Consider the following 25,041-nt stretch of genomic DNA (forward strand, 5'->3'; position numbering starts at 1 on the left):
CGACATGGGCGAACACAACGAAAGAGCCTCCGTATGGTCCACCCGCTTGGGAAGCAGGCGGCAGATCGGCCGGGCGCGGACGAGCACGCCACGCTGCGTTTCGGCGCGGCCTGGGCGGACGGCGCGGCAAGCGCCGTCGACGCACGTCTGGCCCTGCGCGCCTTCCTCGCCCATGGCCCGCGCACCGCCCTCACGCCGATTCCGGCCTCCTCGGCCATGGATGCCGAACTCGTCGTCAGCGAACTGGTGACCAACGCCATCCGGCATGCTCCCGGGCCCTGCGAGCTGATCCTGCGGCTGTTCCGGGGAAGGCTGGCCATCACCGTGCGGGACACCTCGGCGGAGCAGCCCGCGGTACAGGAGGGCGACCGGTTCCGCGTCGGAGGCCATGGACTGCGGCTCGTGCACACGGTCAGCGACCGGGTCGCCGTGGCACGCCGCCCCAGGGGAAAGCAGATCACCGCCTACCTGCGGCTGGTCCCGAGCGACCAGGTGAGCGCCGGCGCCGGGAAGGCGGTGCTGGCCGCCGGCTGAGCCCGGTCCCCGTACTCGGCCGGCACGCCGCGGACATCAGTTCTGCCGGGCGTGTATCGGGCTGTTGGCCACGTCCTCCGGGCACGTCCCGTGCCGCTGCCGCGTCCGCCGGTCGCGCCTGAAGTCGGAGGTCGCCAGGGCCAGGGAGGCCAGCATGCCGAGGAGGGCGGCGCCCAGCGCGGTGGCGAGGGCGCCGCGGTAGTCGTCGCCGCTGCCGAGCACCACGTAGAAGAGGCCCGGCAGGGCGGCGGTGCCCACCGCGGCGCCGAGCCGCTGCCCGGTCTGGAGGACGCCGCCCGCCGCGCCGGCCATCCGCACGGGCACGTCGCGCAGCGTCATGGTGATGTTCGGTGAGATCACGCAGCCGCTGCCGACGCCGCCGAGGAACAGCACCGGGGCGGCGACCCAGGGCGCGATGTCCAGGGGCGCGAAGCGGAGCAGCAGCGCGGTGCCGCCGAGGCCGGCGATCACGGCCGTGAGGCCGCCCACGGTGAGCATGCGGCCGAGCCGGTCCACCAGCCGGCCGGCGACCGCGGCTCCGCAGGCCGAGCCGAGGGCGAAGGGCGTCACGGCGAGGCCGGACCGGAGCGGGGAGAAGCCCAGGCCGTGCTGGTAGAAGAGCGCGAAGACCAGCCAGACACCGCTGAAGCCGATGAAGTAGAGCGTGCCGACGCCGGCGCCGACCGCGTAGCCGCGCACGGTGGTGAACAGGCGCGGATCGAGCAGCGGCTGGACGTCCCGCGCGACGAGGCGACGCTGCCACCGGGTGAAACCGTAGAGGATCACGGCACCGGCGGGGAACAGCCACCACAGCCGGCCGAGTCCGCCGGAGCCCGCCTGGACCAGCGGATACATCAGCGCGAGGACGCCGAGGCCGAGGAGCAGGACGCCGGGCAGGTCCACGTGCTGCCGGCCGGAGCGCCGGGTGCGGGGCAGCAGACGGCGGCCGAGGAGGACGGCGAGGATCCCGATGGGCACGTTGACGTAGAAGATCCACCGCCAGCCCTGGTCGCCGGAGGCCAGGGCGAGGATCAGGCCGCCGGCGAGCGGGCCGACGGCGGACGAGACGCCGACGGTGGCGCCGAAGAAGCCGAAGGCACGGCCGCGTTCGCCGCCGCGGAACATCTGCTGGATGAGCGCGGAGTTCTGGGGGGCCATGAACCCGGCCGCCAGGCCCTGGGCGAGGCGGGCCACCACCAGCAGCGTGATGCCGGGGGCCGCCCCGCAGGCCACGCTGAAGAGCACGAAACCGCTGAGGGCCAGCAGGAAGATGCGACGCCGGCCCAGCGCGTCTCCGAGGCGGCCGGCGGTGACGAGCGCGAGAGCGAAGGTGAGGGCGTAGCCCGACACCACCCACTGCACCTGCGCGGGAGAGGCGTCCAGGCCGCGCTGGATCGAGGGCAGGGCGACCGCCACGATCGAGACGTCCAGCAGGCTCATGAAGCCGGCCACCAGGGTGACCCACAGGGCCCGCCACCGGCGCGGATCCGGCTGGTATCCGGCCTCCTGCGCGTCCTGGTTCCGGTCGCCCGCCGCTGACGCTGTCACAGGGGGCTCCTTTCACCGGGTGGGCACCGCGGCGAACCAAGTTCCCCCTCCGGGGCGCCGGACACACCGCGGCCGGCGGGCAGCGCGGGCCTCACCGAAAGCATCCGGCCATTACCCTCGGTAGTCGTCCGGGCGCCGCGTGAAGGGGTTCGTTTGAGCGCGCGAGATCTGTGCAGGCGTTGTGGTTGGCACAGACGATCGGCGAAAGGAACGACGTGATGGCGGCGCCCGACAACGACGAGCCGGTGGATCCCGCAGCCGTGAGACGACACCGGGTGCTGTTCCGGGCGATCGAGAAACGACGCCACCCGAAGCTGCGCCGCAGCGACATCACCGTGACCGACGAGGCGGCGGTCAAGCGCGCCACGAAGGCGGCCGCCCTCGGCAACGCGATGGAGTGGTACGACTTCGGCATCTACAGCTATCTGGCCTCGACCATCGGGAAGGTGTTCTTCCCCTCGGGGAACGACACCGCGCAGCTGCTCAGCTCCTTCGCGACGTTCGCGGTGGCCTTCCTCGTGCGGCCGCTCGGCGGCATGGTGTTCGGGCCGCTCGGCGACAAGGTCGGCCGCAAGCGCATCCTCTCCCTCACCATGATCATGATGGCGGTGGGGACCTTCGCCATCGGCCTGGTCCCCTCGCACGCCGTCATCGGTCTGTGGGCCCCGGCCCTGCTGATCTTCTTCCGGCTGGTGCAGGGGTTCTCGACCGGCGGGGAGTACGGAGGCGCCTCGACGTTCATCGCGGAGTACGCGCCCGACAAGCGGCGCGGCTTCTTCGGCAGCTTCCTGGAGCTGGGCACGCTCGCCGGGTATGTCGGGGCCTCCGGCCTCGTCGTCGTCCTCCAGATGCTCCTCAGCGCCGATCAGATGCTGGCGTGGGGCTGGCGCATCCCCTTCCTGGTCGCCGCCCCGCTCGGCTTCATCGGCCTCTACCTGCGGCTGAAGCTGGACGAGACGCCCGCCTTCCAGAAGCTGGAGGGCGGCCAGGTCAAGGCGAGCGAGGCCGCCGATTCCGTGGAGACCTCGGCCGCCGCCGACCTCGGCAAGATCTTCACCCGGTACTGGCGGCCGCTGCTGCTGTGCCTCGCGCTGGTCGCGGCGTACAACATCACCGACTACATGCTGCTGTCGTACATGCCGACGTACCTGTCCGACGAGCTGGGCTACGAGACCAACCACGGGCTGCTGATCCTGCTGATCGTGATGGTGCTCCAGATGTGTGTCATCAACCAGGTCGGACGGCTGTCGGACCGCTTCGGGCGCAGGCCGCTGCTGATGGCGGGGATGCTCGGCTTCCTCTGCCTGTCCGTGCCGTCCTTCCTGCTCATCCGGCAGGGCAGTGTCGTCCTGATCGCCCTGGGGCTGCTCCTGCTGGGGCTCTCCCTGGTGACGATGCTCGGCACGATGTCGGCGGCGCTCCCGGCGATCTTTCCGACCCATGTCCGGTACGGCTCCCTCTCGGTCGCCTACAACCTGGCCACCTCGATCTTCGGCGGTACGACTCCCCTGGTGATCACCGCACTGATCAGTGCCTTCGACTCGACCCTCATGCCGGCCTACTACTCCACGGGGGCCGCGGTCATCGGCGTCATCGCCGTGCTGTGCATGAAGGAGACCGCCAACCAGCCCCTGGCCGGTTCGCCGCCGTCGGTGGAGACGGAGGCCGAGGCCGCGCAGATCGTCGAGGAGCTGGCCCCTCGCCCCAGGTTCTGACCGAGGTGGTCTTCCGCGGCTTCGCCCCGGCGGGCGCGCGTATCATCGCGCGGTGAGCACAGCAGGGGGGCTCTCCGCGCCGTTCGGGCGGCTGTTGCGGGAGTTACGGCAGAGCCGTCGGCTGACGATCGAGGAACTGGCCGAGGCGTCGGGGGTCTCGGGGCGTGCCATCGGTGACATGGAGCGGGGCCGGAGCCGGCGTCCGCACCGTGGCACCGTCACCGCCCTCGCCCAGGGCCTGGACCTGGACGAGGCGACGCACGCCCGGTTGCTCGCCGCCGCCCGCGCGGCCCGCCCCGGCGCCCGGCCCGCCGGGTGCGTGAGGGCCTCGCCGTACACGCTGCCCAGGGGTGTGCGCGATTTCGTCGGCCGGGAGGCGGAACTGGCCTCACTGCGCGCCCTCGCGCGGGAGGTCGCCGAAGGCGGGACGGCGCACACCCCGCTCGCCGCCGCTCCGCCCGCGGCCGTCGTGTCCGGCTCTCCCGGGAGCGGCAAGACCACGCTGGCGGTTCGGCTGGCCGAGGAGCTGGAGGCGTCCGGATGTCCCGACGGGGCGTTCCTCGTGGACATGCGGGGGCTGGACGAGCGGCCGCTGCCGGCCGGCCAGGTCGCATCGGGGCTGCTGGGGTCGTGGGGCGTGGCGGACGCCGAGTTGGTCGGGCTCACCGCCGAGGAGCGTCTCGCCCGGTACCACGAGATAGCCGCCGGGCTCCGCGCGGTCCTGGTGCTGGACAACGCCGGCAGCGAGGCCCAGGTCAGGCCACTGCTGCCGCGCCAGGGGCGGCTGCTCGTGGTGGTGACGAGCCGCCGTACTCTCGCCGGTCTGGAGGGAGTCCGGCGCGTCGAGCTCGGTGCGCTGCCCCGGCGGGAGTCCGCCGCCCTGCTGCGTGCCGTCGTGGGGGCCGGGCGCGTGGACGCGGAGCCGGCGGCCGCGACCACGGTGACCGAGCTGTGCGGTCATCTCCCCCTGGCCCTGCGGGTGGCCGCGAACTGGGCCGCCACGCGCACCAACTGGAGCCTGCGGCGGCTGGCCGACCGGCTCGCCGACGAGGAGCGCAGGCTGGACGCCCTCAGCGCGGGTGACCTGCGCGTCAGCTCCGCCTTCGCGCTGTCCTACTCCCGTCTCGCTCCCGAGGCCGCCCGGATGTTCCGGCTGCTGTCGCTCGTACCGGGAGGAGACTTCGGCGTCGCGCCGGCCGCCGTGCTCGCGGGTGCCCCCCTGCACGAGGCCGAGGACCTCCTGGAGGAACTGCTGGAGGCGGGCCTGCTGATGACATCCCGTCAGGACCGCTACCGCCTGCACGACCTGCTCCGCCTCTACGCGGGCTCCCGCCACCGCGCGGACGACACGCCGGAGCGGTCGGTCACCGCGCGGTCCCGGCTACGGCACTGGCTGCTCGACACGGCCGTCCTCGCCGGCCGCTGGTACGAGCCGGACTACGGCATGCCGCCGCCCGACCCCGGCCGGCTCGTCGCCCTGGACGACCGTGAGCGGGCGGCGCGCTGGATCAAGGCCGAGAGCGACACCTGGCTGGCCGCGTTCCGGGAGGCCGCGGCGCACGGCGAGCACGCCAGGGTCGTCGACGTCGCGGAGGCCATGCACTGGTTCTCCGACCACTGGGTGTCCTGGCCCCACTGGGTCGAGGTCTACGAGCGTGCCGCCGCGGCCGGAGCCGCGCTGGGCGACGCGGGGCTGGAGGCGACCCACCGCAACTACCTGGCGTGGGCGTACTGGGCCTGTGCCCGCCGGCACGACGAGGCGGTGGCGGCCGCCACCCGCGCGCTGCGTCTCGCCGGGACGGCCGGGAACGTTCTCCAGCAGGCCTGGTCCCACGCGTACCTCGGCTGGCTGCTGGACGCGGTCGACGATCTGCCGCCCGCCGCCGGCCACTACCAGCGCGCCATGCGGCTGTTCACCGACGCGGACGACGTCAACGGATACCTGCAGGTGTCCTGCGGGGTGGTCAGGGTGCTGCGCACGGCCGGGCACGCGGAGGCGGCCGTCGAGACCTACCGGGGCATCACGGAAACGCTCGCGGACCCCCGCCACCGCGGCCGGATTCCGCCGAACGTACGGGAGTTCACCGTCCTGTCCGCCGTCTACGCGGTGTCGTTCGTCCATCTCGACCAGGGGCACTGGCGGGAGGCGGCCGACGCGCTGCGCTCCATACGCGGGCAGTTCGACGCCCGCGGCTGGGACAAGCAGGCCGGCACGGTCCACCTCCATCTGGCCCACGCACTCGCCCACCTCGGCGAGCGCGCCGAGGCCGCCGCCGAGTACCGCGCCGCGCTCGCGCTGGACGAGCGCCTGCCCGCGGACCTGCGGGACGAGGCCCGCGCGGGCCTCACCGCCCTGACCTCGGGCCAGCCGCCGCCACCGACCCGGTTCGGGCAGTGACGGGGCCGGCGGTCACCCCCTCCAGGGCCTGCGGCCCGTCGTGGAGGCGAAGCCCAGCCAGGTGTGACGGTTGTTCCACCAGCACCAGCCGACCTTCGGGGCGTTGCGGCGCTCGCGGCCGTCGCGCCCGGTGCCGTTGCTGATCCAGATCGCCGGAGTGCGGGCGTCCAGGCTGCCGTCGGGCTTGCGCAGCCGGGAGCCGATGGTCATGAAGCAGCGGTTGCGCTCCAGGGCGTCCGGCTGCTGGAGCACCCAGTGGATGCCCTCGGTGAGCAGCAGCGGGGTGCGGTCCTCCTTGGTGAGGGCGGGCAGGGCCTCGTCCGGGCTCCAGTTGGCCATGTGGTCACCGCGGTCGAGGCCGGTGACGGCGTAGAGCGGGGCGTCGGGCAGTTCGACGGCACAGGGCGTGAACGCGTCGACGTCGGGCATGTCGACGACGACGAAGCCCGGTTTGCCGTCGCGGCGCAGCAGCGGCGCCAGGGCGGAGGCGGGGGCTCTGTCCGGGTGCACGGCCAGCAGGGCGCCCTCGCCGTCGGTTCCGGCGGCGAACGTACGGATCTCGTCGGCCGAGAGCCCGGCGGTCTCGTGCACCCCCAGCTCGATCAGCCGCTCGGCCTGCGCGCTCAGGGGCGGGAGTGCGGGGAGGACGGTGGACGGGTCGGGCATGGTGTCGGGCACGATGCTCCCAAGGTCGGTGACGTGGGCGAACTCCTGTGCAACGCGCCGGTTCGCGGAGGCGTTCCCTCCCTTTCCCCTCCGTTCCGCCCGTCGCCGGACAGGCCGTGTGTCTGCCACTCGCGGGGCGCCACACCGTAGGCGGCGCGGAAGACGCGGCTGAAGTGGCTGGGGCTGACGAAACCCCAGCGCCGGGCGACGGCCGCGACCCCGTGCCCGAGGGCCGGGGAGCGCAGAAGATCCCTGCGGCACCGCTCCAGCCGCTGTGTGCGGATCCACTCCCCGACCGTCACGCCCTCCAGCTGGAACAGTTTGTGCAGGTAGCGGACGGACATGAAGTGCGCGGCGGCGATTTCGGGCGGTGACAGGCCGGGGTCGGCGAGGTGGCGCAGGATGTGGTCCTTGACGCGTACGAGGGTGGCCGCGGCGGCCTCCGGAGCCTGGGAGGCGAAGCGCCCGCACCGCTCGTCGATCAGCAGCGCCAGCAGGTCGAGCGCGGTGGCCGCGAACTGGCCGCCGACGAGGGCGTCGAGACCCGGCGCCTCGCGGGCCAGGCGCGCGAAGTACGCCGCCACGAGTGCGGCGCCGCCCTCCTGTCCGGAGAACGCCGTGGCGGTCACCTCCCGCAGGTCCTCGTCGCGCACGCGGAGGTCCGTGCGGGGGAACTGGAAGGAGGTGAAGGAGAAGTCGCTCTGCACGGTCTTGCGGAACAGCCGGGTGGAGTCGGACAGGGAGAAGTCGCCCGGCCCGATCCGCGCCTGTCTCCCGTCCTGCTCCTTGAGGGAGGTGCCCCGCTGCTGAAGGGTGAGGATGAGGTGCTCCTTGCCGTCCCCGATCAGCCGGCGGCTGCGCGTCACCGTCTGCGGGCCGGCCTGGACCTGCGCGATCCGTAAGGAGCCCAGCTGGTTGCTGACGATTCTCCCGGGCGACGGATCGTCCTCGAGGAGGTGTACGTCGAGCGGTATGAAGGTGCGTGACACCGCGTGGTGCCAGCGCTCACCGCGGTCGGCCGCCGAGAGCGACGCGGTGGACAGGACGACGGACACCTGGTTCCTCCCTGGGCATCATCGAAGGCCGGCAGCTCTGATGCGCTGCCGGCCTCGACGATGTCACCATGCCCGCCCGAGGCGGTCCAGGAAGAATCGGAGGAAGAATCCGGGGAGGAACCGGAGGAGGAATCCGGATCACTTCTCCAGGAAGGCGAGCAGTGCCGAGTTGACCTCCTCCGCGTGGGTCCAGAGCAGACCGTGCGGGGCGCCCTCGATCTCGACGTAGTCGGCGGCCGGAAGGGCCTTGTGGAACGGCCGGGCGGTGCCCTCCACGGGCAGGATGCGGTCGCCCGTGCCGTGCAGGATCAGGGCCGGCACGTCGATCTTCGGGATGTCGGCCCGGAAGTCGGTGTACCAGGTCGACGGCGCGGCGGCCGCCGCGAAGAAGCCGCCGCCCGCGGCGACGTGCCAGCTGTTGCGGACGGCCTCCTCGCTGATCCTGGTGCCGAGGTTCTCGTCGAGGTTGTAGAAGTCCTTGTAGAAGGCCGTGTAGTACGCGTAGCGGTCCGCCTTGACGGCCGCGACGATCCCGTCGAAGAACTCCTTCGGGGCGACGCCCTGCGGGTTGTCGTCTGACTTGAGCAGGCAGGGCTCCAGCGAGGCGAGGAAGGCGACCTTGGCGACCCGGCCGGAGCCGTACCGGGACACGTACCGGGCGACCTCGCCGGTGCCCATCGAGAAGCCGACGAGGACGGCGTCCCGCAGGTCGAGGGTCTCCATCACGGTGTTCAGATCGGCGGCGAAGGTGTCGTAGTCGTAGCCGGCCGTCGGCTGCGAGGACTGCCCGAAACCGCGCCGGTCGTAGGTGATCACGCGGTAGCCGGCGTCGAGCAGCACGGCGCTCTGCCGCTCCCAGGAGTGGCCGTCGAGCGGGAAGCCGTGGATGAGGACGACCGGCTGCCCGGATCCGTGGTCCTCGTAGTACAGATCTATGGCGGTGGAGTTCTCCTGGCCCACGGTGATGTACGGCATGCGCTGGCTTCCTCGTTTCGAAGGTGACCGGTGACGGACCCGGCCACGCTAGGCGCGGAGCCGTGCGGCCGGTTGCCGGGCAGCGCACCGGTTCTTGACCGGGGGCGCACGTTCTTGACCGGGGGCGCACGGGAGCACGCGTTCGACGGTCGTTAATCCGTCGCACCGCCGTGACCGGCGTGACAACATCGTCGGCATGGAAGGATTCTTGACGCCTGATCAGATCGACGCCCGCACGTCCCGTGCACGCGCGGCGGCCGTCGCCGCGGGTCGTGATCTGGGGCTCACGGTGACCGACGCGAGGGTGCTCTACGACGTGTTCTCCGTCGTGGTCCATCTCGCCCCGTCCCCCGTGGTGGTGCGGGTGCCGACCGTCCTTCCCTCGTACTCCGGTCCCGAGTCCCAGGGGGCGCGGCAGCGGCTGGAGCTCGATGTGGCGGGGTGGCTCGCGGACCAGGGGCACCCGGTGATTCCGCCGAGTCCTCTGGTGCCGCGGGAGCCCGTGCTGCGGGACGGTTTCTCGATGACCTTCTGGCAGTTCGTCGAGCTGGACCAGAGCGCGGAGCCCGACTACGCGCACAACGCCGGCCTCGTCGCCGGCCTGCACGCCGCGCTGCGCTCGTACCCGGGTGAGCTGCCGTTCCTGTCGGCGGCGGAACCGCGGTTCGTCTCCGAGGGACTTGCCGCGCTCGAAGGGCGGCCCGACCTGCTGGACCCGGCCGACCTGGACCGCGCGCGCCGCGAGTGGGACGTGCTGGAACCCGTCGTCAGCTCACGCGCGGCGTTCGAGGCGGTCTTCCCCGGCATCGAGTTCCAGCCGGTCCACGGGGACTCCCCCGCCACCAACATCGTCTCCGCCCGGGACGGCGAGCTCTACTCCGACTTCGAGCTGACCACGCTCGGACCGGTCGAGTGGGACCTGGCGGCTCTGGGCCCCGCGTGCGAGGCCGCCTACAACACGGCCGCCGAGCGCCGGGGGCTGCGGCGGCTGGACGAGGGTGTGCTGCGCGTCGTCAACGCCGTGGGCATGTCCCGCGCGGTGGCCTGCCTCGCGCTCGCGCCGCAACTGCCCCTGCTGGTGGATGCGTTGAAGCCGGCCGTCGAACAGTGGCGGACGATGCCGTTCGCCGGTGGTCTGGACGGCTGAGCGCGAGGCGGCGGCCGTGCTCACTCGGGCAGGGGCCGGTCGTCGACGACGTGTTTCATGACGAGGGTGGAGTTCAGGCGCTGGACGCCGGGCAGCCGGGCGAGCTGCTGGTCGTAGAGCTGCTGGAAGGCGGCCAGGTCGGTGGTGGCGACGCGCAGGAGGTAGTCGGGGTCGCCGAACAGGCGCTGCGCCTGGAGCACGTGCGGGACGGCGGCCACGCCTTCTTCGAACGCGGAGACGGTGTCGGCGTCCTCCCAGTGCAGGGTGACGAAGACGAGGGCCTCGAAGTTCAGGCCCACGGCGGCCGGGTCCACGACCGCCCGGTAGCCGCGGATCGCGCCTTCGCGTTCGAGGTCGCGCAGGCGGCGGTGGCAGGGCGAGACGCTCAGTTTTACCCGGGCGGCCAGCTCGGTGACCGTGAGACGGCCGTCCAGCTGGAGCTCGGTAAGAATCTTCCGGTCCAGGGCATCCATGGAGAAGATTCTGCCCCAGATCCCGCGATCAAGGAGTAAAGAAGGGAACACTTTCGGGCTGATCCGGCCTAGCCTTCCTCTCGCGACAAGGCACGTGAGAGGGACCGGTCCATGGATACGACGACACTGGCGGCATTTCTGGCAGTGGATCTGCTGCTGGTGTTCACTCCCGGCGCGGACTGGGCCTACGCGATCACCGCGGGCCTCAGGGGCCGGTCGGTCGTCCCGGCGGTCGCCGGGCTGATCGCCGGATACGCGGGATACACCCTGCTCGCGGTCGCGGGCCTGGTGGTGATCGTGGCGAACTCGGCGACCCTGCTCACCGCGCTGACCGTGGCGGGGGCCGGCTACCTGGTGTGGCTGGGCTGCGGTGTGCTGAGGCAGCCGGCCGTCCTGACGGCCCCCGAGGGCGACGTGGGCTCCTCCCGCCTGCGGATCATGCTCAGGGGAGCCGGGATCAGCGGACTCAACCCGAAGGCGCTGCTGCTGTACTTCTCGCTGTTCCCGCAGTTCATCGACCCCGCGGGCGGCTGGCCGGTCGCCACCCAGACCGGCCTGCTCGGCACGCTGCACATGACCGCCTGCGCCGTCGTCTACCTCACCGTCGGAGTCCTGGCCCGTACCGTCCTGAGGACCAGACCCTCGGCGGCCAGGGCGGTCACCCGCGTCTCCGGCGCGATGATGATCGTCATCGGCGGCTTCCTGCTGGCGGAACGGCTGGCCGGCTGACGGTGCGTGCGCCCCCGGGAATCCGGCGACGGGTCCTCCGCGGCCCTTCCTGAGATGATGACCGGGGAAGCGACAGGGGCGTCACATCCGGAGGCACCGTGCAGGGACGCGTACCGGAGGACTTGGCGGTCGTCGTCGACGCCCGTGGGGTGATCACGGTGTGGAGCGACGGCGCCCGACGGCTGCTCGGATACGAACCCGAGGACGTCGTGGGCCGGGCCGTCACCCGCCTGCTCGCCGCCGGCCTGCCCGATTCCACGCGACGCCACGTGGCCGACGGACAGCGCTGGGCCGGTGAGGTGGCGCTGCGGCACCGGCACGGCGACCGGGTCGTGGCCCGGCTGCACGGCACGCCGCTGCTGGACGCGGACCGCAGGCGGATCTGGCTCGTCACCGGCACCGCACTGGCGCCCGCGGCGAGGCGGGCCGGGCACGGGGCCCCGACCCTGTGGGACCTCACGCTCGCGCAGCTCCCCGTGCCGGTGGCGGTCTACGACCGTGAGGCCCGGCTCGTGGCCGCCAACGAGATCATGACCCAGGTGATGGGCCGGTCCGAGGAGGAGATGAGAGGCCTGACCCTCCGGGAGATCGAGCCAGGGCCGCCGTTCGACGAGTACGACCGCCTGCAGCGCGAGGTCCTGCGCACCGGCGAGACGATCTTCCATGAGCAGCACGGCAAGGCCCCGGGCGAGGTCCGGCGCCATGCCTGGTCGATGTTCATGTCGCCGCTGACGGACGAGACCGGTGCGGTGCAGGGGATGTCCGCGACCGTGTTCGACACCACGGAGCAGGACTGGGCGCGCCGCCGGCTGGCGGTGCTCAACGAGGCGAGCCTGCGGATCGGGAGCACCCTGGACGTGAGCCGGACGGCCGAGGAACTGGCCGAGGTGGCCGTGAGCGGGTTCGCGGACTTCGTCACCGTGGACCTGCTGGAGTCCGTCGCCCTAGGCGACGAGCCGGAACCGGTGCCGCCGCACGCGCCGGTCACCGTGCGGCGCACCGCCCAGCGGTCGGTGCTGGAGGGCTGCCCGGAGTCGGTGGTCCCCTCGGGCGACACCACGCTGTACCCCGTGGACTCGCTGCCGGTGGGGACGCTGGTCGCCGGCCGTGGCTCCCGGCACCGGCCGGGGGATCCGGGCCTGCGGGAGTGGGTCAGGTCCTCCCCGGCTCGCGAGGAGTCGGTGGGCAGGCACATGATCCACTCGGTGATGATGGTGCCGCTGCGCGCCCGCGGGGTGACCCTGGGGCTGGTGCACTTCCTGCGGCACCGCACGCCGGAGCCGTTCAGCGAGGACGATCTGCTGCTCGCGGAGGAGATCGTCGCCAGGGCGGCGGTGAGCGTGGACAACGCCCGCCGCTACACCCGGGAACGCCGCACGGCGCTGGCGCTCCAGCGCAGCCTCCTGCCCGACCGGCCGCCGGACCTGGCGGCGATGCGGGTCGCCTACCGCTATCTGCCGGCCGGTTCCGGAGCGGACATCGGGGGCGACTGGTTCGACGTGATCCCGCTGTCCGGCACCCGGGTCGCCCTGGTCGTGGGCGACGTGGTGGGACACGGCATCCAGGCCTCGGCCACGATGGGCCGGCTGCGCACCGCCGTGCGGACCCTCGCGGACGTCGATCTGGCCCCCGACGAACTGCTCACCCAGCTGGACGACCTCGTCGTCCGGATCGACCGGGAAGAGGGCCCGGAGGCGCGCGGGCGGGCGGCGGAGGCGTCGGGGCAGGTCGGCGCCACCTGCCTGTACGCCGTGTACGACCCGGTGTCCCGGCGTTGCACGATGGCCCGGGCCGGGCATCCGCCGCCCGCCCTGGTCACGCCCGACGGCGCCGTACGGTTCCTGGAGGTGCCGACCGGGCCGCCGCTGGGCCTCGGCGGCCTGCCGTTCGAAGCCGTCGAGGTGGAGCTGGAGGAGAACAGCCTGCTCGCGCTCTACACCGACGGGCTGCTCAAGGCCGCCGACCACGACATGGACGCCGGGCTCACCCTGCTCCGCGAGGCGCTGGCCCACCCTGCCGAGGCGCTGGAGGAGACCTGTGAGCAGGTGCTGCGCACCGTGCTGACCGGCCGTCCCGCCGACGACATCGTGCTGATGCTGGCCCGCACCGCCGCGCTCGGCGCCGGGAAGGTGCGCACCTGGCAGCTGCCGCCCGAGCCGACGGCCGTGGCCCGGGCCCGCAAGATGGCGGGCGAGCAACTGGCCGCCTGGGGGCTGACGGAGGCGGAGTTCACCACCGAACTGATCGTCAGCGAGCTGGTCACCAACGCGCTGCGGTACGGCGGCTCGCCCATCGAACTGCGGCTGATCCGCGACTCGGCCCTCATCTGCGAGGTGTCCGACGGCAGCAGCACCGCGCCCCATCTGCGCCGGGCCCGCGTCTTCGACGAGGGCGGACGGGGACTGCTGCTGGTCGCCCAGCTCTCCGAACGCTGGGGCAGCCGCCAGACCCCCACGGGCAAGACCATCTGGGCGGAACAACCCCTGCCCGAAGAGCCCTAGCGTGTGTCGACGATGCCGCCGGTCACCGCGATGACCTCGCCGACCGTGTAGCTGGAGTCGGCGTCGGAGGCGAGGTAGACGTACGTCGGTGCGATCTCCTCCGGCTGGGCCGCGCGTTCGAGGGGGGCCTCGCTGCCGATGTGGGCGAGTCCGTCCGGCGGCATGTGCGGGTCCGCCTCGTTGAGCGGCGTCCAGGTCGGGCCCGGCGCGACCACGTTCGCGCGCACACCGCGCTTGGCCAGGTGCACGGCGACGGACTTGGTCAGGGTGATCAGCGCGGCCTTGGACGCCGCGTAGTCGATCATCGTCGTACTGCCCTTGAGGGCCTCTTCGGTCGCGGTGGCGATGACGGCGTCGCCGGGCTCCAGATGGGGCAGCGCCGCCATGAGCAGGTGGAAGTACGCGTAGACGTTCGTCTTGAACGTCCGGTCGAAGTCCTCGGCGGTCAACTGGTCCAGTTCCAGCTTGCTGTTGAGGTACGCGGCGTTGCTCACCAGGATGTTCAGCCCGCCCAGCTCCGCCGCCGTCCGCTCGACGGCCTCGCGGCAGAACTCCGGGTCGGTGAGATCTCCGGGCAGCAGCAGACAGCGCCGGCCCTGCTCCTCCACCTCGCGCCGGACCTGCTCCGCGTCCACCTGCTCCTCGGGCAGATGGACGAGGGCGACGTCGGCGCCCTCCCGCGCGTACAGCAAGGCCACCGCCCGCCCGATACCCGAGTCGCCGCCGGTGATCAGCGCGGCCTTGCCCTCCAGCTTCCCGCTGGCCCGGTAGCGGCTCGCCCGATAGCGCGGCGCGGTGCGCATGTCGGCCTCGAGGCCGGGCCGCTGCTGCTTGTCGGAGTCGTAGGGCGGGTCCGGCTCGGACACGACCTGCGGTGCGGACTGTTCCTGCTCGGGCTGCACGGGCTTCCCTTTCGCCGGTGTCGTCCACGGCGCGGCCGTTCACCTCGGGCCACGCCGTTCCTTCCCCGCACGGGGTGCCCACAACGGCGGCAGGCATGTTCCGCGTCGTCACGCCCGAGCGCCGCGCCGACCGGCATGGCCGCACCCGCGAGGGGTACTCAGTCGATCTTGGAAGGCCCGGCCGGAGGGCCTGCTGTCGGAAGGAGATCCGTGTCTGACGAGACGGTGAAGAACGTCTTCGTGATCGGGCTCGACGAGGCCAATCTGCCGACGCTGCGGGAGGTTCCCGGAGCCGACCGGTTGCGCTTTCACCAGTTGCTGACCGTCGAGGAACTCCAGCTCGGCGAGGTGCACCTGCCCACGCTGTTCGACAAGGCCACAGCGGTGCTGGACGCCTTCGACGGCAGCATCGACGCGATCGTCGGCTACTGGGACTTCCCGGTCAGCACCCTCGTGCCCATGCTGAGCGAACGCTACGGAACGCGCAGCACGAGCCTGGAGTCCGTGGTCAAGTGCGAGCACAAGTACTGGAGCCGTCTGGAGCAGCAGAAGGCGACGGACCGGCACCCGCGCTTCGGCAAGGTCGACCTGTCGGCCGAGCCGCCGCGCCCGCCCGAGGACATGACGTTCCCGATGTGGGTCAAGCCGGCGCTCTCCTACTCCTCGGAACTCGCCTTCGGAGTGGACGACGACGAGGAGTTCCGCTCGGCCGTCGCCGAGATCCGCGAGGGCATCTCCCGCATCGGCCGCCCCTTCGAGCACATCCTCGAACGCATCGACCTGCCGCCGGAGATGGACGGCGTCGGCGGCCGGGTCTGTCTCGCCGAGGAGTCGATGTCCGGCGTCCAGGTCGCCGTGGAGGGCTACGTCCACCAGGGCGATGTGACGGTCTACGGAGTCCTGGACTCCATCCAGTACCCGGACTCCCCCTGCTTCCTGCGCCACCAGTACCCCTCGACGCTGCCGCCGGCGGCCATCGCGGAGCTCCACGACGTCTCGAAGCGGGTGATGCGGCAGATCGGAATGGAGTCGGCCACCTTCAGTATCGAGTACTTCTACGACCCGCGGACGCAGTCGATCAATCTGCTGGAGATCAACCCCCGGCACTCCCAGTCGCACGCGGAACTGTTCCAGTACGTCGACGGCGTCCCCAACCACCACTGCATGGTCCGCCTCGCGCTCGGCGAGGACCCGCGCATGCCGCACCGCCAGGGCCCGTACGCGATGGCGGCGAAGTGGTACCACCGCTGGTTCACCGACGGCGTGGTGCGCCGGGTGCCCGGGCCCGAGGAGATCGCCCGCATCGAGCGGGAGACGCCGGGCGTGCGCATCGAGGTGGTCCCCGAGGAGGGCACGCGGCTGTCGGACCTGCCCGGACAGGACAGCTACAGCTACGAGTTGGCGCACATCTTCACCGGCGGGGCGGACGAGGAGGAACTGCGGGAGAAGTTCGACCACTGCGTGGCCGCCCTGGGGCTCGCCTTCGACGAACCCCCGCAGGAGTGAAGCCCGGCCGGAGTGAACCCCGACAGTAAGGAGCACGTGGGTTCCATGCGTTACGTGACCAACCTGCCCTGTGCGACGAAGGAAGAAGAGCACGTCACGATCCCGATGTCCGACGGGGTCCGGCTCTCCGCGCACATCTGGCGTCCCACCTCCTCGGACCACGAGCCGGTGCCCGCGGTGCTGGAGTACATCCCGTACCGCAAGCGCGACCTCACGGCCGTGCGGGACTCGATCCACCACCCGTACCTCGCGGGGCACGGCTACGCCTGTGTCCGCGTCGACCTGCGCGGCACCGGCGACTCGGAGGGCGTGCTGCGGGACGAGTACCTGGAACGGGAGCAGGCGGACGCCGAGGAGGTCCTGGCCTGGCTGACGGAGCAGCCCTGGTGCGACGGCGGCACGGGCATGATGGGCATCTCCTGGGGCGCGTTCGCGGCGCTCCAGGTGGCGGCCCGGCAGCCGCCGGGCCTGAAGGCCATCGCCATCGCCTCCTTCACCGACGACCGGCACGCCGACGACATGCACTACATGGGCGGCGCCCTGCTGTCGGACAACCTGGCCGAGGCGGGCACGATGTTCGCCTACGGCACGTGCCCGCCCGACCCGGCCGTGGTCGGCGACCACTGGCGCGAGATGTGGCAGGAACGGCTGGAGCACACCGAGCCCTGGGTCCTGGCGTGGCTGCGCCACCAGCGCCGGGACGACTACTGGCGGCACGCCTCGGTGTGCGAGGACTACAGCAGCGTGCGCTGCCCGGTCCTGGCCTCCAGCGGCTGGGCGGACGGCTACTCCAACGCCGTGACCCGGCTCCTCGGCCACCTGGACGTGCCCCGCAAGGGGCTGATCGGCCCCTGGTCGCACAAGTTCCCCCACCTCGGGGAGCCCGGCCCGGCGATCGGCTACCTCCAGGAGCTCGTCCGGTGGTGGGACCACTGGCTGAAGGGCGTCGACAACGGCGTCATGGACGGTCCCATGCTGCAAGCGTGGATGCAGGACAGCGTGCCGCCCTCCACCGCGTACGAGGAGCGGCCGGGACGCTGGGTCGGCGAGCCGGAATGGCCCTCCCCGCACATCCGGCAGGCCGTTCATCCGCTCACCCGGCACACGATCGGGCCTCCGCGGGAGGCGACGGACGAGGGCGACGCCCCCGGCGGCGACGCGCTGACCGTGCAGTCGCCGTTGTCGGTGGGCCAGTTCGCGGGCAAGTGGGCCTCCTACAACGCGCCTCCGGACCTGCCGTACGACCAGCGCGAGGAGGACGGCGGCTCCCTGGTCTTCGACACCGAGCCGCTGACCGAGCAGGTGGAGATCCTCGGTTCGCCGACCGTGGAACTCGACCTGTCGGTCAGCGAACCTGTCGCCCTGGTGGCCGCGCGGCTGTCCGACGTGAGCCCGGACGGCTCCGCGACCCGGGTCTCGTACGGCATCCTGAACCTCACCCGCCGTGACAGCACGGAGTCCCCCGAGCCGCTGGAGCCGGGCCGCCGCTATCGCGCCACGGTCCCGCTGAACGGAGTGGCCCAAGCGTTCCCGCCCGGCCACCGCATCCGGCTCTCCCTCTCCACGTCCTACTGGCCGCTGGCCTGGCCGGCGCCGAAGCCCGCCCTGCTGAGCGTCCACGAGCACTCCAGCACGCTCACCCTCCCGGTGCGGCCCGTGGAGGAACCGGACGAGGTGCCGGCGTCCCCCTTCGGTGAACCCGAGGGCACTCCCCCGCTCGCGACGAGCCAGGTGACGCCGCCCGAGGAGCGCTGGGAGGTCAAGCGGGACCTGATCGGCTACCACTCCGAGCTGGACATCGTGAAGGACCGGGGCACGGTCCGCTTCGAGCACATCAACCTGGAGGCCGGGCGCCGCGCCCACGAGCGCTACACGGCGGTCGCCGACGACTTCACGTCGGTCAGCGGCGAGTCCACGTGGACCATGCGGTTCCGGCGGGACGACTGGGACGTACAGGTGGTGACGCACACCCAGCTGAGGTGTGACGACACGGACTTCTTCGTGGACGCGACTCTCGACGCGTTCGAGGCCGACCGCCGGGTGTTCTCCCGCACCTGGAACGAGAAGGTCCCGCGCGACCTGCTGTAGCGGGGCCGGGGCGGGGTGACGAGGAGTCGCCCGGGAAACAGTTGCTTGACTTAGGCAAGGCACTTCTGCTTGCCTAAGTCAAGCAATCTTGCGACCCGCTCCACGGAGGCCCCCCATGTCCGACATCCCCGCCCGCCACGCCGAGGCCGGGGCCTCCGCTCCACCGAGACCGCCCGGACCGCCCGGACCGAACGCCGTGGTCGCGGTGCTCGCCCTCGCCGGGATCGTGGTCTCGCTGATGCAGACCCTGGTCATCCCGATCGTCCCCGAGCTGCCGACGTACCTGGACGCCTCCCCCTCCGACGCCGCCTGGGCGGTCACCGCCACCCTGCTCGCCGCCGCCGTCGCCACCCCGGTCGTCGGACGCCTCGGCGACATGTTCGGCAAGCGCCGCATGCTCCTGGTCAGCCTCGCGCTGCTGGTGTCCGGCTCGGTCGTCTGCGCCCTGAGCGACTCGCTCGTCCCGATGGTCGTCGGCCGGACGCTGCAAGGCCTGGCGGCGGCCGTCGTCCCGCTCGGCATCAGCGTGCTGCGGGACGTCCTGCCCGCCGACCGGCTGGCCGGCTCCACCGCCCTGATGAGCGCCTCGCTCGGCGTCGGCGGTGCCCTCGGCCTGCCCACGGCGGCGTTCATCGCCGACCGCTACGACTGGCACACGCTGTTCTGGATCTCCGCCGTCCTCGGTGCCGCCGCCCTGGCGCTGGTGCTGCTGGTCGTGCCCGAGTCGAAGGTCCGCACCGGCGGCAGCTTCGACCTGCCCGGCTCGCTCGGACTGTCCGCCGCGCTGGTGTCCCTGCTGCTGGCCGTCTCCAAGGGCGGCGACTGGGGCTGGACCAGCGGCACGACCCTCGGGCTGTTCGGCGCCGCTGCCGTGATCTTCCTGGTGTGGGGGTGGTACGAGCTGCGCACCGCCCAGCCGCTGGTGGACCTGCGGACCACCGCGCGCCGGCAGGTGCTGTTCACCAACCTCGCCTCGGTCGCGCTCGGCTTCTCGATGTTCGCCATGTCGCTCGTCCTGCCGCAGGTCCTCCAGCTGCCCGAGCCGACCGGCTACGGGCTGGGCAAGTCCATGCTGTCCGTCGGTCTGATCCTGGCCCCGCAGGGACTGGTGATGATGGCCATGTCCGCCGTGTCCGCGGGCATCACCAGGGCGAAGGGCCCCAAGATCACCCTGATGACCGGCGCGGTCGTCGTGGCGGCCGGGTACAGCCTGAGCCTCGTGCTGATGTCCGAGGTCTGGCACATCGTCCTGGTCGCCTGTGTCATCGGCGGCGGCGTCGGCTTCGCCTACGGCGCCATGCCCGCCCTGATCATGGGCGCCGTGCCCGCCTCCGAGACGGCCGCGGCCAACAGCCTCAACACCCTGATGCGCTCCATGGGCACGTCGTTCGCCAGCGCCCTCGCCGGCGTCATCCTGTCGCAGATGACCACCGGCTTCGGCGGCCACGCCCTGCCCTCCGAGAACGGCTTCAGGACGGTCATGGCCATCGGTGCCGGGGCGGCTCTCCTGGCCTTTTTCCTCGCCTCCTTCCTCCGGCGTCGGCAGGCCGTCACCGACCCCGCCCCGGTGGCGGAAGGACCCGCCGAGCAGGCGGAGTTGTCCGGCGCGCGCTCCTAGTTCACACCGGCCTCGGCCACCGCCGCGCGGTCGGCTGCCCTCCCCCCGCCACCCCTGAGGAGATGCCATGTCCGATGCCCTGACGTGCCCCGTCACCGGCGCCTCCAGGCCGCTGCCCGAGTACCCGCTGCCGCGGGCGGCGGACTGCCCGCTGGCCCCCGCCCCGGCCACCCAGGAGCTGCGATCCGAGCAGCCGATCACCCGGGTACGGATCTGGAACGGCAGCACGCCCTGGCTGGTCACCCGGCACGCCGACCAGCGGGCCCTGCTGCCCGACCCACGCGTCAGCGACGACGACCTCGACCCCGGTTTCCCGTACGTCAACGCGCACCGGGCGGAGATCGCGCCGGTCACACCGCGGCTCATCACGAACACGGACGCCCCGGAGCACACGCGGTTGCGGCGGACCGTCAACGGGCCGTTCGTGGTCAAGCGGATCGAGAAGATGCGCGAGCCGGTCCAGAAGATCGTCGACGGCCTGATCGACGAGATGCTCGCCGGGCCCAACCCGGTCGATCTGCTCACGGCGTTCGCGTTGCCGGTGCCGTCGCTGGTCATCGCCGAACTGCTCGGAGTGCCGTACGAGGACCACGACTTCTTCCAGCGCAGCAGCAGCCTGGTGCTGGACGGTTCGGCGCCGCCGGACGAGGCCCGGAGGGTCAGCGGTGAGCTCGCCGCGTACCTGGACGACCTGGTCACGCGGAAGACGGCCGCCCCTGAGGACGACGTGCTCTCCGAGATGGCGGCCCGCGTCCAGGCGGGCGAGATGTCGCACACCGAGGCCGTCCACATGGGCGTGGCGATGCTGATCGCCGGTCACGAGACGACCGCCACGATGATCAGCCTCGGCACCCTCGCCCTGCTCCAGCACCCCGACCAGCTCGCCCTGCTGCGCGGGACCGACGACCCGAAGGTGGTCGCGAACGCGGTGGACGAGGTGCTGCGCTACCTGTCCATCGTCCAGACCGGGGTGCGCCGGATCGCCAAGGACGACATCGAGATCGGTGACGTCGTCATCCGCAAGGGCGACGGCATCATCTTCGACCTGCACGCCGCGAACTGGGACCCGGAGGTCTTCCCCGAGGCGCAGCGGCTGGACATCACCCGCCCGGCCCGGATCCACCAGGCGTTCGGCTACGGGCCGCACCAGTGCCTGGGCCAGAACCTGGCCCGCCTGGAGCTCCAGGTCGTCTACGGCACCCTCTACCGCCGCATCCCGACCCTGCGGCCGGCCGCCGCGATCGAGGAGCTGGAGTTCGACCACACCGGGACCACCTACGGCGTGCACAGCCTGCCCGTGGCCTGGTGACCCCTCCCCCCACTCAGAAGCGACCGAGGTGACAAGCATGCGTGTGGAACTGGACGTACCGAAGTGCGTGGCGTCGGGGCAGTGCGTGATGGCCGCTCCCGATGTCTTCGACCAGCGAGACGACGACGGCGTCGCGATCCTGCTGCAGGAGCGGCCCGGTGAGGAACTGCTCGACGACGTGCGCGAGGCCGTGGCGATCTGCCCGGCCGCGGCGATCAGGCTGGTGGAGCGGTGAGGCGCGTCGTGGTCGTCGGCGCCTCGGCCGCCGGGCTCGCGGCGGCCGAGACCCTGCGCCGGGCGGGCTACGACGGCACGCTCACCCTCGTCGGTGACGAGCCGCACGCCCCGTACGACCGTCCCCCGCTGTCCAAGCAGATCCTCTCCGGCGAGTGGAGCACCGGACGGCTGCCGCTGCGCCCGCGGGCCGACCTCGACGCCCTCGGCCTCGACCTGCGGTTGGGGACGGCGGCGACCGGCCTGGACCTGACGGACCGTGCGGTGTGTCTGGCCGACGGGTCGCGGGTGCCGTACGACGGCCTGGTGGTGGCCACCGGGGTGCGTCCCCGGCGGCTGCCCGGCGACGGCGGCGCCCATGTGCTGCGCACCCTGGACGACGCCCTCGCGCTGCGCGAGAGGCTGAAACCGGGCTGCCGGCTGGTCGTGGTGGGCGCCGGGTTCCTCGGCGCCGAGGCCGCCGCGGTGGCCCGGCGGCTGGGCGCCCGCGTGACCCTGCTCGAACCGGCTCCCGTGCCGCTGGCGCACGCCGTCGGCACCGAGGTCGGCCGGGTGCTCTCCCAGGCCCATCTCGACCACGGCGTGGAGCTGCGGACCGGTGTCGCCGTGGCCGAGGTGACCGACGGGGGCGTGCGGCTCGCGGACGGCGAGGTGGTCGAGGCCGACGAGATCCTGGTCGCCGTCGGCTCGCTGCCCAACACCGAGTGGCTGGCGGACAGCGGGCTGAGCGTCGGCGACGGCGTGCTCTGCGACGCGTACTGCGAGGCCGCGCCGGGGGTGTACGCGGCCGGTGACGTGGCCCGCTGGGACAACCCGCTGTTCGGGACGTCGATGCGGATCGAGCACCGTACGCACGCCGCCGAGCAGGGCATGGCCGCCGCCCGCAATCTGCTCGCCGCGCCGGACGCGCGCCGGCCGTTCGCGCCGGTGCCGTACTTCTGGTCCGACCAGTACGACATGAAGGTCCAGGCGTACGGCTTTCTGCGCGGGCACGACGAAGTCGCCGTCGTGGACGGTGACGTGGCCGAGCGCAGGTTCACGGCCGTCTACCGCACGGGCGAACGGCTGACCGGCGCCCTGGCGGTCGGCATGCCGCCCAAGTCCGTCCGCGTCTGGCGGCAGGCCATCGCGGGCGGGACGGCCTGGCGCGACGCCGTACCGGCCGCCGGCACCGAGGCGGCCTGACCCCCCGGGGACCCACCCAAGGAGATCGCACATGCACAACCGTACGGGCGACCCGCGTGCCGTGGTCGTCGTCACCGGAGCGGGCGGGATGGGATCTGCGGTCGCGCGACGCCTGGGCAGCGGAACGACGCTGATCCTCGCCGACCACGCGCGCGAGCGGCTCGATCAGGTCGTCGCGGAGCTGAGCGCGGAGGGGTACGCGGCACAGGGCGTGCCGACCGACGTCTCCGACCGTGCGTCGGTCGAGCGGCTCGCCCGCACCGCGGCGGAGCAGGGGCGGATCACCGCCGTGGTGCACACGGCCGGTGTCGCCGCCGCGACGGCCTCGGTCCGCGGGATCCTCGACGTGGACCTGCTCGGCACGGTGTATGTCATCGAGGCGTTCGAGAAGGTGGCCGTCCGCGGCACCTCGCTGGTCTGTGTCGCCAGCCTGGCCGGGCACATGGCCTCGCTCGACGACGAGGACGAGACCGCCCTGGCGACGGCTTCCGCCGAGGAACTGCTCGGGCTGAAGGCGGTCACGGCCCTCGGCGACGACGCGACCGCCGCGTACATCCTGGCCAAGCGCGCCAACCACGTGCGCGTGCAGGCCGCCGCCCTCGCCTGGAACCGGCTCGGCGCCCGCATCAACACCATCAGCCCCGGGGTCGTCGCCACCGCCATGGCGAAGGCGGAGGCCGACGCGGACGCCGGCGGGCACATGCTCGCGATGCTCGACGCGTGCGGCGCGGGCCGGCCGGGCACGCCCGGCGAGATCGCCGACGCGGTGGCCTTCCTCACCGGCCCCGAGGCCCGGTACATCACCGGCAGCGACCTCCTCGTCGACGGCGGGCAGGCGGCCTGGATCCGCCGGCACAGGAGGCGTCCGGGCTGACGGTCACAGGGCCGCCGGGTTTCCGGGACGGACAGTTCCGGGCGACCATGGCGGGGCGCCCCTACCGCAGGGAGGCTCCCCATGACCGACTCACCCGCCCCCGGCCCCGGCGTGCTGCCGACGACCGCGCGCACGGGACGTGTCGAACTGACGCCCGCCGCCGAAGACTTGCTGCGGCGGCTGACCGGGACGCACGGACCGGTGATGTTCCACCAGTCCGGCGGCTGCTGCGACGGCAGCGCCCCCATGTGCTACCCGCGGGGCGAGTTCCGGGTCGGTGCCGGGGACGTCCTGCTGGGGCACGTGGCCGGGGACACCCCGTTCTGGATGAGCGGGGACCAGTACGCGTACTGGTCGCACACCCACCTCACCGTGGACGTGGTCCCGGGCCGTGGCAGCGGCTTCTCCCTGGAGGCACCGGAGGGCGTCCGCTTCCTGCTCCGCTCCCGCCTGCTCACCGACGAGGAACTGCGCCGCATCGAGTCGGAACCGCCCCTGCCGACGGGGGCGGACACGCCCTAGGGTGGGCCCATGTACGCGACGCGGGTCTCCGGGCATGTCGACGCGCCCCGTGCGGACGTCTACCGGGCCCTGGTGAGCGCGGAGGCGGTCGCGCGCTGGCGGGTGCCGGCGGGGATGAGCGGTGAGGTGCACGAGTTCGACGCCCGTGAGGGCGGCCGGTTCCGTGTCTCGCTCACCTACGAGGCGCCGGAGGCCACCGGGAAGTCGGCCGCGCACACCGACACGTACCACGGCCGCTTCGCACGGCTCGTGCCGGACGCGCAGGTGGTCGAGGTGCTCGAGTTCGAGACCGTCGACCCCCTGCTGGGCGGCACGATGACCCTGACGACGACACTCTCCGACGCCGAGGGCGGTGGCACCGACGTCGTCATGGTCCACGAGGGGATCCCCGACGCCGTGCCCGCCGCCGACAACGAGACGGGCACGCGCATGGCCCTGGCGAACCTGGCCCGGTTCGTCGAAGCCGACCGCGACTCCTAGGCGCACACCGACGGCAGTGCCCGCCCGAGCCCTTTCATGTGCAGCGCGTCGAGCCGGTGGATGTACGCGGACCAGCCGGCGGCCGCGGCCAGGCGCGGGCCGCACGAGGGCAGGGCCCGGGCCCGTTCCGTGGCGTCGAGCGCGGCCAGCAGCTGTGTGGTGATGCGGTCGAGGGCCGGGCGGACCTCCGTGGCCAGGTCGGGCCGCTCGGTGGGACGCTCGGCGGGGTGCGCGTCCCAGCGGGCGTACAGGCCGCGCTGCACCAGCTTGTTCGCCTCGATCTGGTCCCGGAACACGGCGGCCACGGCATCCGCGTCGAGGCCGAGGCCGGCCGCCCGGGCGCGGACGTCGTCCAGGATCCGCGCCTCGCGCTCCGGGTCGTCGATCGGCGTGTCCGTGCCGTACTTGGCGGCGGCGACCTTGTCGGCCAGCAGGAGCCGCTGGACGAGCAGTTCGGTCACCGGCGACAGGCCCGGCGCGGCGTCGTGCGCGGCGACGGCGTGACGTACGGGAGCGGGCCGCTCGGCGGCGGTGGCCGGGCCGGCCGCACCGACGGCCAGAGTCGCCGCGGTCGTCAGGGTG

At 72.5% G+C, this 25,041-nt stretch carries 22 protein-coding genes; 15 read left to right on the top strand and 7 right to left on the bottom strand.

What is annotated here, in order from left to right:
* Window positions 1-33: 33 nt before the first annotated feature.
* Window positions 34-534 carry an ATP-binding protein gene (locus CCL05_RS15490; protein ID WP_086561087.1) on the top strand — a complete coding sequence of 167 codons (501 nt, stop codon included), beginning with the start codon at window positions 34-36 and terminating at the stop codon, window positions 532-534.
* Between the two features lie 36 nt (window positions 535-570).
* Here CCL05_RS15490 and CCL05_RS15495 read toward each other — a convergent pair whose 3' ends face one another.
* On the bottom strand, window positions 571-2,082 hold the full coding sequence (locus CCL05_RS15495) for an MFS transporter (RefSeq protein WP_107400465.1): 1,512 nt from the start codon (window positions 2,080-2,082) through the stop codon (window positions 571-573).
* A gap of 218 nt (window positions 2,083-2,300) precedes the next feature.
* Here CCL05_RS15495 and proP point away from each other — a divergent pair, with 218 nt between their 5' ends.
* Both proP and CCL05_RS15505 read left to right on the top strand, forming a co-directional pair.
* Window positions 2,301-3,797, top strand: coding sequence for a glycine betaine/L-proline transporter ProP (gene proP, locus CCL05_RS15500; RefSeq protein WP_086561088.1), 1,497 nt, complete (start codon window positions 2,301-2,303; stop codon window positions 3,795-3,797).
* 52 nt (window positions 3,798-3,849) lie between these two features.
* The gene (locus CCL05_RS15505) at window positions 3,850-6,195 is read left to right on the top strand and encodes a helix-turn-helix domain-containing protein (protein WP_086561089.1); all 2,346 of its coding nucleotides are present in this window, start codon (window positions 3,850-3,852) and stop codon (window positions 6,193-6,195) included.
* Window positions 6,196-6,207: 12 nt separating this feature from the next.
* Here the strand turns inward: CCL05_RS15505 and CCL05_RS15510 are convergent, their stop codons facing one another.
* From CCL05_RS15510 to CCL05_RS15520, 3 genes are all read right to left on the bottom strand, one after another.
* The gene (locus tag CCL05_RS15510; RefSeq protein ID WP_086561110.1) at window positions 6,208-6,861 is read right to left on the bottom strand and encodes a DUF5701 family protein; all 654 of its coding nucleotides are present in this window, start codon (window positions 6,859-6,861) and stop codon (window positions 6,208-6,210) included.
* The gene (locus CCL05_RS15515) at window positions 6,819-7,916 is read right to left on the bottom strand and encodes an AraC-like ligand-binding domain-containing protein (protein ID WP_086561090.1); all 1,098 of its coding nucleotides are present in this window, start codon (window positions 7,914-7,916) and stop codon (window positions 6,819-6,821) included. The genes CCL05_RS15510 and CCL05_RS15515 overlap by 43 nt, the downstream gene beginning before the upstream one ends.
* Before the next feature lie 138 nt (window positions 7,917-8,054).
* The gene (locus CCL05_RS15520; RefSeq protein ID WP_086561091.1) at window positions 8,055-8,891 is read right to left on the bottom strand and encodes an alpha/beta fold hydrolase; all 837 of its coding nucleotides are present in this window, start codon (window positions 8,889-8,891) and stop codon (window positions 8,055-8,057) included.
* 196 nt (window positions 8,892-9,087) lie between these two features.
* Here CCL05_RS15520 and CCL05_RS15525 point away from each other — a divergent pair, with 196 nt between their 5' ends.
* A complete protein-coding gene (locus CCL05_RS15525) occupies window positions 9,088-10,038 on the top strand; it encodes an aminoglycoside phosphotransferase family protein (RefSeq protein ID WP_086561092.1) in 951 nt (316 codons plus the stop codon).
* 20 nt (window positions 10,039-10,058) lie between these two features.
* Here CCL05_RS15525 and CCL05_RS15530 read toward each other — a convergent pair whose 3' ends face one another.
* Window positions 10,059-10,511: an Lrp/AsnC family transcriptional regulator gene (locus CCL05_RS15530; RefSeq protein ID WP_086561093.1), complete on the bottom strand. Its 453-nt coding sequence runs from the start codon at window positions 10,509-10,511 to the stop codon at window positions 10,059-10,061.
* 111 nt (window positions 10,512-10,622) lie between these two features.
* On the opposite strand from CCL05_RS15530, the gene CCL05_RS15535 reads away from it, so the two are divergent.
* Both CCL05_RS15535 and CCL05_RS15540 read left to right on the top strand, forming a co-directional pair.
* On the top strand, window positions 10,623-11,240 hold the full coding sequence (locus tag CCL05_RS15535; protein ID WP_086561094.1) for a LysE family translocator: 618 nt from the start codon (window positions 10,623-10,625) through the stop codon (window positions 11,238-11,240).
* Between the two features lie 98 nt (window positions 11,241-11,338).
* On the top strand, window positions 11,339-13,741 hold the full coding sequence (locus tag CCL05_RS15540) for a SpoIIE family protein phosphatase (RefSeq protein ID WP_086561095.1): 2,403 nt from the start codon (window positions 11,339-11,341) through the stop codon (window positions 13,739-13,741).
* Here the strand turns inward: CCL05_RS15540 and CCL05_RS15545 are convergent.
* Entirely contained in the window at window positions 13,738-14,643 is a 906-nt protein-coding gene (locus CCL05_RS15545; RefSeq protein WP_086561096.1) for an SDR family oxidoreductase, read from the bottom strand. The genes CCL05_RS15540 and CCL05_RS15545 overlap by 4 nt on opposite strands.
* Window positions 14,644-14,853: 210 nt before the next feature.
* Between CCL05_RS15545 and CCL05_RS15550 the strand changes: the two genes are divergently transcribed.
* The 9 genes from CCL05_RS15550 to CCL05_RS15590 all read left to right on the top strand — a co-directional run bounded on the left by CCL05_RS15550 (window position 14,854) and on the right by CCL05_RS15590 (window position 24,459).
* Entirely contained in the window at window positions 14,854-16,149 is a 1,296-nt protein-coding gene (locus CCL05_RS15550) for an ATP-grasp domain-containing protein (protein WP_086561097.1), read from the top strand.
* A 45-nt stretch (window positions 16,150-16,194) separates the two neighbouring features.
* On the top strand, window positions 16,195-18,237 hold the full coding sequence (locus CCL05_RS15555; RefSeq protein WP_086561098.1) for a CocE/NonD family hydrolase: 2,043 nt from the start codon (window positions 16,195-16,197) through the stop codon (window positions 18,235-18,237).
* A 115-nt stretch (window positions 18,238-18,352) separates the two neighbouring features.
* Complete coding sequence (locus CCL05_RS15560; RefSeq protein WP_086561099.1) at window positions 18,353-19,855, top strand: MFS transporter; 1,503 nt, start codon at window positions 18,353-18,355, stop codon at window positions 19,853-19,855.
* Between the two features lie 67 nt (window positions 19,856-19,922).
* Window positions 19,923-21,164 carry a cytochrome P450 gene (locus CCL05_RS15565; protein WP_086561100.1) on the top strand — a complete coding sequence of 414 codons (1,242 nt, stop codon included), beginning with the start codon at window positions 19,923-19,925 and terminating at the stop codon, window positions 21,162-21,164.
* A gap of 37 nt (window positions 21,165-21,201) precedes the next feature.
* Window positions 21,202-21,399 carry a ferredoxin gene (locus tag CCL05_RS15570; RefSeq protein WP_086561101.1) on the top strand — a complete coding sequence of 66 codons (198 nt, stop codon included), beginning with the start codon at window positions 21,202-21,204 and terminating at the stop codon, window positions 21,397-21,399.
* Window positions 21,396-22,583, top strand: a complete 1,188-nt coding sequence (locus CCL05_RS15575) for an NAD(P)/FAD-dependent oxidoreductase (protein ID WP_208641524.1) — start codon at window positions 21,396-21,398, stop codon at window positions 22,581-22,583. Before CCL05_RS15570 ends, CCL05_RS15575 begins: the two co-directional genes overlap by 4 nt.
* A gap of 31 nt (window positions 22,584-22,614) precedes the next feature.
* Window positions 22,615-23,457, top strand: a complete 843-nt coding sequence (locus tag CCL05_RS15580) for an SDR family oxidoreductase (protein WP_086561102.1) — start codon at window positions 22,615-22,617, stop codon at window positions 23,455-23,457.
* Window positions 23,458-23,538: 81 nt separating this feature from the next.
* On the top strand, window positions 23,539-23,979 hold the full coding sequence (locus tag CCL05_RS15585; RefSeq protein WP_086561103.1) for a DUF779 domain-containing protein: 441 nt from the start codon (window positions 23,539-23,541) through the stop codon (window positions 23,977-23,979).
* A 9-nt stretch (window positions 23,980-23,988) separates the two neighbouring features.
* A complete protein-coding gene (locus tag CCL05_RS15590) occupies window positions 23,989-24,459 on the top strand; it encodes an SRPBCC domain-containing protein (RefSeq protein WP_086561104.1) in 471 nt (156 codons plus the stop codon).
* Here CCL05_RS15590 and CCL05_RS15595 read toward each other — a convergent pair.
* The coding region (locus CCL05_RS15595; protein ID WP_341868261.1) for a chorismate mutase at window positions 24,456-25,041 on the bottom strand (586 nt) is incomplete at its 5' end. The genes CCL05_RS15590 and CCL05_RS15595 overlap by 4 nt on opposite strands.

The sequence above is a fragment of the Streptomyces africanus genome (assembly GCF_002150735.1).
Taxonomy (GTDB): Bacteria; Actinomycetota; Actinomycetes; order Streptomycetales; family Streptomycetaceae; genus Streptomyces; species Streptomyces africanus.

Coding starts and splice junctions, on each gene's coding strand:
- CCL05_RS15490 (WP_086561087.1), top strand. CDS start 34: ATGGTCCACCCGCTTGGGAAGCAGGCGGCAGATCGGCCGGGCGCGGAC.
- proP (WP_086561088.1), top strand. CDS start 2,301: ATGGCGGCGCCCGACAACGACGAGCCGGTGGATCCCGCAGCCGTGAGA.
- CCL05_RS15510 (WP_086561110.1), bottom strand. CDS start 6,861: ATGCCCGACCCGTCCACCGTCCTCCCCGCACTCCCGCCCCTGAGCGCG.
- CCL05_RS15520 (WP_086561091.1), bottom strand. CDS start 8,891: ATGCCGTACATCACCGTGGGCCAGGAGAACTCCACCGCCATAGATCTG.
- CCL05_RS15525 (WP_086561092.1), top strand. CDS start 9,088: ATGGAAGGATTCTTGACGCCTGATCAGATCGACGCCCGCACGTCCCGT.
- CCL05_RS15530 (WP_086561093.1), bottom strand. CDS start 10,511: ATGGATGCCCTGGACCGGAAGATTCTTACCGAGCTCCAGCTGGACGGC.
- CCL05_RS15535 (WP_086561094.1), top strand. CDS start 10,623: ATGGATACGACGACACTGGCGGCATTTCTGGCAGTGGATCTGCTGCTG.
- CCL05_RS15555 (WP_086561098.1), top strand. CDS start 16,195: ATGCGTTACGTGACCAACCTGCCCTGTGCGACGAAGGAAGAAGAGCAC.
- CCL05_RS15560 (WP_086561099.1), top strand. CDS start 18,353: ATGTCCGACATCCCCGCCCGCCACGCCGAGGCCGGGGCCTCCGCTCCA.
- CCL05_RS15565 (WP_086561100.1), top strand. CDS start 19,923: ATGTCCGATGCCCTGACGTGCCCCGTCACCGGCGCCTCCAGGCCGCTG.
- CCL05_RS15570 (WP_086561101.1), top strand. CDS start 21,202: ATGCGTGTGGAACTGGACGTACCGAAGTGCGTGGCGTCGGGGCAGTGC.
- CCL05_RS15580 (WP_086561102.1), top strand. CDS start 22,615: ATGCACAACCGTACGGGCGACCCGCGTGCCGTGGTCGTCGTCACCGGA.
- CCL05_RS15585 (WP_086561103.1), top strand. CDS start 23,539: ATGACCGACTCACCCGCCCCCGGCCCCGGCGTGCTGCCGACGACCGCG.
- CCL05_RS15590 (WP_086561104.1), top strand. CDS start 23,989: ATGTACGCGACGCGGGTCTCCGGGCATGTCGACGCGCCCCGTGCGGAC.